The sequence below is a fragment of the Blautia faecis genome (assembly GCF_027662325.1).
Lineage (GTDB): Bacteria > Bacillota > Clostridia > Lachnospirales > Lachnospiraceae > Blautia_A > Blautia_A faecis.
Genome location: NZ_JAQDKY010000011.1, coordinates 98,732 through 108,236, shown reverse-complemented (window position 1 = coordinate 108,236; position 9,505 = coordinate 98,732). Strand labels below are relative to the sequence as shown.

Below are 9,505 nucleotides of genomic sequence, written 5' to 3'. Positions count from 1 at the left end.
ATCGCGCAGCGATTTTGTTCAATCGGAAGTTGGAGGATACACGCATGAAAATTGTAATCATTAATGGAAGTGCCAGAAAAGGAAACACGCTGACAGCAATCAATGCATTTATAAAAGGAGCATCAGAAAAGAATGAAATTGAAATCATTGAACCTGACAAACTCAACATTGCACCATGCAAGGGATGTGGTGTCTGTCAATGCTCTAAGGGATGCATCGATAAGGATGATACAAATCCTATAATTGATAAAATTGCTGCTGCAGATATGATTCTTTTTGCTACACCAGTTTATTGGTGGGGAATGTCAGCACAATTGAAACTTATCATTGATAAGTGCTACTGCCGTGGATTGCAGTTAAAAAATAAAAAAGTTGGCACGATTGTTGTAGGCGGTTCTCCCGTAGACAGTATCCAGTATGAGCTGATTGATAAGCAGTTTGACTGTATGGCAAAATATCTTTCATGGGATATGCTTTTCAAAAAATCATATTACGCAACAGCCAGAGATGAACTTGAAAAAAACAAGGACTCCATGAACGAACTTGAGGGGATTGGAAAAAATTTATAAAGCACGTTCCAAATTCTAATTGTTTTGTAAGAGGGAATATCAGAGAGGCAATGTAAAAGCCACTGGCGGAAGTGCAGATGGCGATGGCAAAGTATTCCCTGAAGGATATCGCCGATTATATCGATAAAAAGATACATTTTTAGGAATGTGTTTATTATACGCATGCCTGTAACTAAAAACTTATGGGAATTATAGAGAATAAAGGACGATTAAAAATGTTAGATAAAATGGAGGTATACTATTTCAGTCCCACGGGAGGAACGAAAAAAGTGAGTAGTATTTTTGCGGATGCGATGGAAAAAGAAGTAATCTGGCATGATCTGGGAAGTAAGGAACCTATGATGGAGAAGATGAGAAAGAAATCCATAAATTTGCAGAAACTGTCAAGAATAGCACTGCTGTAGAGAATGTTCAGGTTCCAGGAAATCGCCCATACAAACCAGAGATGAATATGCCGGTTGCATCAATTTCCCTACCATCCTGTACGAAGTGTGGAAAATGCGTAACTGTCTGTCCGACAAACGCTATTTCAGTTGCAGATGGAGCAGTGATTACGGATATAGAGAAATGTATTCTTTGCATGGCATGCACCCATATCTGTACGGAACAGGCGAGAATTCGTCCGCTTCCATTACAGCAGAAAACGGAACAGATGCTTGGTGCCTTAAAGGGTGTCAGAAACAAAAATGAAGTGTTCTTATAAGGAGAAGTAGCATACCTAAAGACAGCAGTATATGTTATCTGCGTATGAATGATAAGATCATTGCGGTTATTGGTTATAAGGAAACTTCTAGTTTGTTTAATTGGATAAATCGGAATTGTGCGCCCAGACAAGCTCTCCGGCAATCAGGACACAGACAGGTGGTTATCCTGGCATCCCAATCATTGGACGTCAGGAACTGAATGAGTACAGAAAGAAAAAGTTGTGCCGATTGTATTTTTATTGTACCTACCTCAATTGTAATCTAAGATTCCATATCTACTATCTTAGATAAGTGCAAAGAAATAAGTGAAATATCAATACAATTGTATTGAATTAGTAATGAAATAGCATTATAATGAAGAAAAAAGGAGGTATCTAAAATGGCAAGTACAATTCAGATCAGGGTAGACGATGATTTGAAAAATAAATCAGATCAGCTTTTTAAAGATCTTGGAACTGACACGACATCAGCAATAAGGATGTTTTTAACGCAGGCGGTTGCATATAATGGATTTCCATTTGAAATAAAACGAACTGTGCATAATCCTTATACATCTATGAAAGAAGAAGAGATGCTTCAAAGACTGGAACAATCCAGAGAATCTTCAAAAAGGGGAAATTACCGAAATGCAGATGATGTGATTTCAGATATAAGAGGAAAATATGGATTATAAAATAGTTGTAACAGCTGAAGCACAAGAAGACTTGAATCAGTTTATACAGTATCTGCTTTTCGCTAAGAAAAATAAGCAAGCAGCGAAAAATGTGCTTGATGATTTTGAGTATACTATTAAAAAGTTAAAGTATGTAGCGAGTAGTTTGAAAGTATGCGACAATCCACGTTTACAGAGTCTGGGATATCGTCGAATAAATTTTCAACAGCACAGATATTTTATGTTATATAGAATAGAAAATGATGTTGTATATGTGGATGATATTTTCCATGAGTTACAAGATTATGAAAACAAAATGATATAAATGGAATATTGGCAATAAAAAGATCATTTACCGTAAAACCGTAGATGGTCTTTTTTTATAACAAAAGAAAAATCAATAGTATTTGTAAGGCGTCAGTGGAGTCATTTCACTGGCGTTTTTATTTTTTTTATCTATTTTCATTTCTCCCTAAACTTTCCCAAACTTTTTTGTATTTAGAAGTTGAGAAGGCTACAGATCAAAAATTTGAATCAAAAAGCCGGATCAGCACTTTGAAAATTAAATGAGCTTGCCAGTCCGCCGGAGTCCTGCCAGATAGGATTCCGGATAAGTCCAAGGACAATCGGTCCGAGGATGAACAGAAATAGAGGTTTGCATTGCTGATAAGCAGTTCATCTGAATAAAGAAAATAAAATGATCACAATCAATAAAGCAATTAATAACGCCGATACAGGATTTTTATAATCCTATACCGGCGTTTTGATGGTTACAAGAGAATGTATTTTACGCTTATTTTCCAAATGTATTGCTGGATTTTTCAGTTCATCATTTTCCAATATGACTTTAATCAATTCATCTTCAGGAACAATTCATGCAGAGGAATATAAAGACAGAATTCTCAAATTTCGAGAAATATAAAGATGCAATTCCTCATGGTGGATGTGTATTATGAAAAAGAAATTTGTTATAGTGACAATATCAACAAAAAAGCAGAATATAAATGGGGTGATCAGATGGAAGTGGCACAGAGAATTCGATTAATCCGGATAATAGAAAAGATGGAGAAAAATTCGGCATTCAGTAATAAGCTTGGTATAAAGAACGCATCTGAATATTCAGCAGAAAAAGAACAGAAAAAATGAAAGACACATATCAAAATGAGTTTCAGAAGGAGAAAAAAATGTTATCGTTATTATTTACAATTTGTATAATTTGGTTTGTCGGAAAATTTTTTGTTTTTGGGTTAAGAGCATCCTGGGGAATTATGAAACTACTTTGCACAGTTATTTTCTTCCCGGTGATATTGATTGGCATGGTTGTAGGTGGACTGATGTACATTGCTTTTCCATTATTGATTGTCGGTGGCATTATAGCTTTGGTGACGTCACATTCATAATGGATCAGGAGGAGAAAACGAATGGGATATGATATTGAAAAAGAAAAGAGAGAAGCAATTGAAGCTGGGCGCAGAGCTTTGAACAGTCTTCAGGCAGCAAAAGAAAATTTAAACAGTGCAAAGAACTGGGGCCTGGTAGATATGTTTGGCGGCGGCTTTTTCACTACGATGTTAAAACATTCTAAAATGGATCAGGCCAAACGGAATATGGAACAGGCAAAGTATGATCTTCGTAATTTCAGTAGAGAATTAAATGATGTAAATATGGTATGTAATTTGAATATCGATACTGGAGATTTTCTTTCTTTTGCGGATTATTTTTTTGATGGATTTGTTGTGGACTGGGTGGTCCAGGATCGAATCAATAATGCAAAAAGACAGGTAGAAGAAGCAATTCGAAGAACAGAAAGTATCGTCAATCAATTACAGCGTATGTAAAGGAAAAGGCAATGAGTCAGAAATGGTTCATTGCCTTTTTGGGCGTTATGGGTTATTTTAATTTATCTTTTTCGGCATTTAAGAGATCGAGATTAAGCCCCTGTTCTCCGGCTGTCTTATCTACCCAAAGATTCAAAGAGTCTATGGCTAAAGAAATTTCATCAAGTTTTTTACTGATATAAGCAAAATCTTTCATTTCATCATCGCTGATCTTACCGTCACGGGCAATCTGGATCAGACGACCGGTAAGAGGATTGATTTCATTCAGACTGGCAATTGTCTCCAAAATGATATTTGACAGATCGGTCACTTCTACTTCTGGAACATAACGATGGCCGATTTCGCATTTGTGAGAGCAATAATAATTGCAAAGATCTGGTCTTTTATAGGCATCTGCCATCTGGAGGATATCATAAGGCGTAGGTTCTTGTGTTTCATATTCAAATTTTTCAATTTTTGAATCAGATACAGCATCCATTTTTTCACTGGCCTCTGCTCTTGTAAGTCCTGCCGCTTCTCGGTAAAGCTGGTAAATTGTTTTGTTTTCCCTGGTGGATTGTTTACCCATGAGAATTTCCTCCCCGTATATCGCCAAACATGCAGAGCATCTATGTTCCAGGATGCATGCTGAGCGTGTATTTCTTATATGAATTTTATTATACATAAATTATGAACTAACAACAAGTAATAGACTTTGTAAAATTATCATTTTAGGGTTTATATCAAAGAATGCTCAAGGAAGTTTAGCCGGTTGGTTGTCGGGATTTTTGTACAGCCATTTATTGTAAGATGATAACATCAAAAAAGAAGAAAAATCCAAGGAGGACTGGCAAATGAAAGGTTATGACACAAGCAACGGATATATGGGATATGTAGAAGGCAAATACATTTTATTTGCCAGTGAGCAAGAGTATTTCGAGTTTATGGAAGATTAAGGGAGGAAAAATTATGTTTGGATTTGATAAGATGTTTGATTTTAACAGAGACGGGAAATTGGATAGTTGGGAACGTGCTGCACAGTTTCAGTTCATGGACGAAATGATGAAGGATGATGAAAAAAGTATCTTTGATGACGACGATGAGATCGCTACTTTTGCGGATGCAGGGCTGGATTATGATGAATTGGAATTTATGGATCCGGATGAAAGAAGAGAAGTTTTGGAAGATGCAGGACTGGATCCGGATGAGTTTGATTTTTGAAACTGAATGATATAGTTTAGAATAGCTGAGGCTGATTAGAGTCTCGGCTATTTGCTTTGGCTGATGGGAAGAAACAAGGAAAGCAACAAAATACGGAAAGTTATTTATGACAATTTATTACATGTAAGGTATAATAATGAACAAGAGGTTTAAATTGTACCTCTTGTCTATTTTATATGGATTTTATAACGATGGCAATGTAAGGATGGCTGTAACGGAAGATGAAGTGGTGGAAAGTCGGAAAAGGTATGTAGAATACTGATTCTTAATATTATCTCAAGAGGAATTAAAGTATGATGTATACAGTAAAACGAATCGATGAAGACCTGGATTTTGGTTGTGAAGAACGACTGGATGATGCACCAGTCATGGCACTAGTGACTCTTGTGGATTCTTCTGGAAAAGAAGTGACAGTAAAAGCAGAGGATGCCAAGCTCTATGAGCGTAATATCAATGAAGGAGACAAAGTTTGTCTCGATGTAAATAATAAATTGGAAAAAGCAGAATGAAAGCTACAGGGAGAAAGTAAATGGTAAAGCAAATTGTAAGAGACGTTTTCTTTTTAGGCCAACCATCCGAACCGGCCACGAAAGCAGATATCCAAGTTGGAAAAGACCTGCAGGATACGCTGCAGGCGAACCGGGAGCGTTGTGTGGGTATGGCGGCAAACATGATTGGTGTAAAGAAGAATATCATCATTGTAAATATGGGCTTCATAGATGTTGTGATGTTCAATCCGGTGATCGTTTCAAAACGTGACATGTATGAGACAGAAGAAGGCTGTTTATCCTTAGATGGTGTTCGTAAGACGACCCGGTACCAGGAAATAGAAGTAGAGTATTATGATTTCAACTGGAAAAAACAGCGGCAGAAGCTGTCCGGATGGACGGCTCAGATCTGCCAGCATGAAATTGATCATTTGTCTGGAAAGATAATATAACTGAATGCGGACCTGGAATGTCCGCTTTACAAAATGATACATATGGCGATGGACAAGGAGGATTAATTTGAATATACAGATTTTTGGAACAAAGAAGTGTAATGATACAAAGAAAGCAGAACGTTTCTTTAAAGAACGTGGGATTAAGTTTCAGTTTATTGATATGAAAGAAAAGGGCATGAGTAAGGGCGAATTTAATTCGGTTGCCCAGGCAAATGGTGGACTGGAAAATATGATCAACTGGGAGGGCAAGGATAAGGATCTGCTTGCGCTCATTAAGTACATTGCAGAGGAAGATAAACTTGAGAAGGTACTGGAAAACCCGCAGGTGATTAGAACACCGGTGGTTCGTAATGGAAAACAATCCACTCTTGGATATCAGCCGGATATCTGGAAAGCGTGGAAGTAAGAAATCGGAGGATAGGCAGCTAATGGAAGAATGTAGATTTCATATTGGTGATGTAGTCCAGCATTTTAAACGGGAAAATGTAAATTTGGAAACAGCAGAGTATTTGTATCGGTTACGGCACCATTTTATCTGGCAAAACTATTTCAGCCATATTTCTCTGAAGGAGCTGCCATTGTTAATATTTCATCTTCCCGTGACCGTATGAGTCAGCCGCAAACAGAAAGTTACACTGCAGCAGCCGGTTCATCGTGTCGGAAATCCTATGGATATTGCCAATATGGTATTGTTCCTTTGCTCTGAAAAAGCAGGCTTTATCACAGGTGAAAACATTTGTATTGACGGTGGTATGACAAAACAAATGATTTAGTAGTCGATTTTGACACTGCAATCAAAAAAATGAAAAGATATTTATCTTATATTACATAAAAATGTGCGGATACACATAAGATGGGAATAGATATTGAAGCTCAGATTGTTCTATGATAGAATATTATTACTAAAAAGTGTGCAAAAGCACGGAATTGAGGTATATAATGATAGAAATTAAAAGAGATGCTTATCTACAGCAGTTGACCATGCGAAAAGATAATGGAATGATAAAGGTGATTACCGGTATTCGTAGATGCGGCAAATCTTTTTTGCTGTTTAATATTTTCAAGAGATATTTACAGGAGAATGGTGTTGCTGCCGATCATATTATTGAGATTGCCTTGGATGGTATTGAGAATGAGGAATTAAGAGATCCCAAGGTGTGCTTTAAGTACATCAAAGATGCCATGAAGGATGATGATAAGTATTATCTTCTTCTGGATGAAGTACAGTTCATGCCACGATTTGAGGAAGTGCTGAATAGCCTGCTCCGCATGAGCAACATTGATGTGTATGTCACCGGAAGCAATTCTAAGTTCTTGTCCAGCGACATTGTGACCGAGTTTCGTGGCAGAGGTGATGAGATCAGAATCTATCCCCTCTCTTTTGCAGAGTTTTATTCTGTCTATAAAGGTGATTACGACGATGCATGGGATGACTACATGACCTATGGCGGATTGCCGCAGGTCGTAGGTTTACAGAGCGAACGACAGAAGGCAGATTACCTGAAAAATATCTTTGCAAATGTTTATCTGAAGGACGTAATTGAAAGAAACAAGATCCAAAATGTGGATGAAATTGGCATTCTGGTTGATGTGCTTGCATCTGCAATCGGTGCACCGACCAACCCTTCAAAGATTGCTAATACCTTTGCCAGTGAGCGTCAGATGAGTTATACAAACAAAACGATTTCCAATCATATCGACTATTTGGCAGATGCGTTTTTGATTTCTAAAGCAAGCCGATACGATATTAAGGGCAGAAAGTATATCGGTGCAAATATGAAATACTACTTTACCGATCTGGGTCTGAGAAATGCCCGTTTGAATTTCAGGCAACAGGAGCCTACTCATATCATGGAGAACATTGTTTATAACGAGCTACTGATTCGTGGCTACAATGTTGATGTGGGTGTTGTGCAGATCTTTGATAAAGATAAAGAGGGCAAGCGTGTACGTAAGCAGCTGGAAGTTGATTTTGTAGTTAACCAAGGCAATCAGAGATACTACATCCAGGTTGCTTATGACATGACTTCAGAAGAAAAGCAGACTCAGGAGTTCAATTCTCTGCGTAATATCCCGGACTCTTTCAAGAAGGTTGTTATTGTAAATGGCAGCAAAAAGCCTTGGAGAAATGATGAGGGATTTGTCATCATGGGAATGAAGTATTTCCTTTTGGACGCAGATAGTTTAGAGTTTTGACATTGGATATAGATAAATTAAATCGGAAGTCATGGAGATAGTTTTATTATGATTTTGTGCTTTTCAGGACATTGACAAGCATCTATGCGTATGGTAATTTGATGTATAGATGATTATCTATGTGAGGCGGCGAAAATGGAAGCAAAGGATATGATACTAATATGTAAAGCATTATCAGATACAAATAGACTGGAGATTGTTCAGATGCTGTCAGACGGAGAAAAATGCGGATGTAAGATTCTGGATAAATTCAATATCACGCAGCCTACTTTATCACATCACATGAAAATATTGGTTGACTGTGGGATTGTAAATGACCGTAAGGAAGGCAAGTGGCATTATTATTCTCTGAACAAAAAAGTAATAAGAGCGGCAAGTTCATTTGTTGAAGCTTTGGGAAGGTAGGAAATGAAAGAAGAATGCAAAAGGCAGAATACCGTTATTATGAAATTTCTTAGGATCTTCCTGTTATGGCATTAAGTGGTAAAAAATGGGAAATTATTTATGGGACAGATAATATGCACTTTCATAATTGTTTGGAGATAGGATATTGCCATTATGGAAATGGAACCATATGTGTCGCAGAAAAAGAATTGCTATATCATGCCGGTACGATAACATTTATTCCAAAAAACACACCACATCGGACATGTCCTACACCGGAGGAGCGTGGAAAAAAACAAAAATGGGAATATTTATTTGTGGATGTGGAAGAAATTTTAAAAAGAGGTTTTGTAAATGTTCCAGAAAAATATATTTATGTTGAACAGAATCTATCGAAGAAAATAAGTGTTTTGGAGAATGCTGGAAGTACGAAGGCTGCGGCACTTATGCAGATGATAATAGAAGAAATACAGCTGAGACAAGCAAATTATAGATATACTGTTTCAACGCTTGCGTTTAATCTTGTGCTGTTTTTTGATCGTTTAGATAATGAAAACATAAAGTTTCAGAATAATTCCCGGGAAACTTCAGATTATACACGTAAAATTATAAGTTATATAGAATTACATTATATGGAGGACATCGGGGGAAAGGATTTTGCAAGGGCATGTAATCTGAGTGAGACACATATGCGGAGGATCTTTATAGAGTCTGCTAATATTACACCATCAGAATATCTAAATCTGGTTCGGATTAAGAAGGCCTGTGAAATGCTCGCAAAAGAAAAATGTTCCATAGAAAAAGTGTCTAATTCTGTAGGATACCCGGTGATATCTACATTTATGCGTAATTTTAAGAAAATAACGGGAATTTCACCAAATGCATGGCGGAGAAAAGCGTTGGAGAATCCGGAAAATGTGGCAGCCTACCAAGTATCAGTGTTTAAGGGGTGGTAAAATATATAGGGTGCCACCAGGAACAGTAAAAAAACAGTTGCCAAAAGGACAAACAGTCACAAT

The 9,505-nt window shown here is 37.1% G+C and carries 16 protein-coding genes; 15 read left to right on the top strand and 1 reads right to left on the bottom strand.

Features of this window, described 5'->3' with window-relative positions:
- Positions 1 to 44 precede the first annotated feature (44 nt).
- The 7 genes from PGQ38_RS07715 (at position 45) to PGQ38_RS07685 (ending at position 3,763) form a co-directional block, all read left to right on the top strand.
- Positions 45 to 569 (top strand): flavodoxin family protein, encoded by a 525-nt coding sequence (locus PGQ38_RS07715; protein WP_204454107.1) that lies wholly within the window; start codon positions 45 to 47, stop codon positions 567 to 569.
- 269 nt (positions 570 to 838) lie between these two features.
- A complete protein-coding gene (locus tag PGQ38_RS07710) occupies positions 839 to 973 on the top strand; it encodes a hypothetical protein (protein WP_270431191.1) in 135 nt (44 codons plus the stop codon).
- 47 nt (positions 974 to 1,020) lie between these two features.
- A complete protein-coding gene (locus PGQ38_RS07705; RefSeq protein WP_204454108.1) occupies positions 1,021 to 1,272 on the top strand; it encodes a 4Fe-4S binding protein in 252 nt (83 codons plus the stop codon).
- A 380-nt stretch (positions 1,273 to 1,652) separates the two neighbouring features.
- Positions 1,653 to 1,946 carry a type II toxin-antitoxin system RelB/DinJ family antitoxin gene (locus tag PGQ38_RS07700; protein ID WP_204454109.1) on the top strand — a complete coding sequence of 98 codons (294 nt, stop codon included), beginning with the start codon at positions 1,653 to 1,655 and terminating at the stop codon, positions 1,944 to 1,946.
- Positions 1,936 to 2,250, top strand: coding sequence for a type II toxin-antitoxin system RelE/ParE family toxin (locus PGQ38_RS07695; protein WP_195379372.1), 315 nt, complete (start codon positions 1,936 to 1,938; stop codon positions 2,248 to 2,250). Before PGQ38_RS07700 ends, PGQ38_RS07695 begins: the two co-directional genes overlap by 11 nt.
- 859 nt (positions 2,251 to 3,109) lie before the next feature.
- Entirely contained in the window at positions 3,110 to 3,325 is a 216-nt protein-coding gene (locus tag PGQ38_RS07690) for a hypothetical protein (RefSeq protein ID WP_118577954.1), read from the top strand.
- Positions 3,326 to 3,346: 21 nt separating this feature from the next.
- Complete coding sequence (locus PGQ38_RS07685) at positions 3,347 to 3,763, top strand: hypothetical protein (protein ID WP_118568242.1); 417 nt, start codon at positions 3,347 to 3,349, stop codon at positions 3,761 to 3,763.
- Positions 3,764 to 3,815: 52 nt separating this feature from the next.
- On the opposite strand, the gene PGQ38_RS07680 is transcribed toward PGQ38_RS07685, so the two are convergent.
- Complete coding sequence (locus PGQ38_RS07680) at positions 3,816 to 4,331, bottom strand: helix-turn-helix domain-containing protein (RefSeq protein WP_204454110.1); 516 nt, start codon at positions 4,329 to 4,331, stop codon at positions 3,816 to 3,818.
- Between the two features lie 380 nt (positions 4,332 to 4,711).
- On the opposite strand from PGQ38_RS07680, the gene PGQ38_RS07675 reads away from it, so the two are divergent.
- The 8 genes from PGQ38_RS07675 (at position 4,712) to PGQ38_RS07640 (ending at position 9,442) form a co-directional block, all read left to right on the top strand.
- On the top strand, positions 4,712 to 4,963 hold the full coding sequence (locus PGQ38_RS07675; RefSeq protein WP_204454111.1) for a hypothetical protein: 252 nt from the start codon (positions 4,712 to 4,714) through the stop codon (positions 4,961 to 4,963).
- 293 nt (positions 4,964 to 5,256) lie between these two features.
- Complete coding sequence (locus tag PGQ38_RS07670; RefSeq protein ID WP_118577842.1) at positions 5,257 to 5,472, top strand: hypothetical protein; 216 nt, start codon at positions 5,257 to 5,259, stop codon at positions 5,470 to 5,472.
- Positions 5,473 to 5,492: 20 nt separating this feature from the next.
- Positions 5,493 to 5,903 (top strand): peptide deformylase, encoded by a 411-nt coding sequence (locus tag PGQ38_RS07665; RefSeq protein WP_117990283.1) that lies wholly within the window; start codon positions 5,493 to 5,495, stop codon positions 5,901 to 5,903.
- A 67-nt stretch (positions 5,904 to 5,970) separates the two neighbouring features.
- The gene (locus PGQ38_RS07660; RefSeq protein WP_118577843.1) at positions 5,971 to 6,312 is read left to right on the top strand and encodes an arsenate reductase family protein; all 342 of its coding nucleotides are present in this window, start codon (positions 5,971 to 5,973) and stop codon (positions 6,310 to 6,312) included.
- A 262-nt stretch (positions 6,313 to 6,574) separates the two neighbouring features.
- Positions 6,575 to 6,679: an SDR family oxidoreductase gene (locus PGQ38_RS19815; RefSeq protein ID WP_334292562.1), complete on the top strand. Its 105-nt coding sequence runs from the start codon at positions 6,575 to 6,577 to the stop codon at positions 6,677 to 6,679.
- A gap of 169 nt (positions 6,680 to 6,848) precedes the next feature.
- Complete coding sequence (locus PGQ38_RS07650) at positions 6,849 to 8,102, top strand: ATP-binding protein (RefSeq protein WP_195699311.1); 1,254 nt, start codon at positions 6,849 to 6,851, stop codon at positions 8,100 to 8,102.
- A gap of 135 nt (positions 8,103 to 8,237) precedes the next feature.
- Positions 8,238 to 8,507, top strand: coding sequence for an ArsR/SmtB family transcription factor (locus PGQ38_RS07645; protein ID WP_204454112.1), 270 nt, complete (start codon positions 8,238 to 8,240; stop codon positions 8,505 to 8,507).
- Between the two features lie 65 nt (positions 8,508 to 8,572).
- Positions 8,573 to 9,442, top strand: coding sequence for an AraC family transcriptional regulator (locus tag PGQ38_RS07640; RefSeq protein WP_204454113.1), 870 nt, complete (start codon positions 8,573 to 8,575; stop codon positions 9,440 to 9,442).
- Positions 9,443 to 9,505 lie beyond the last annotated feature (63 nt).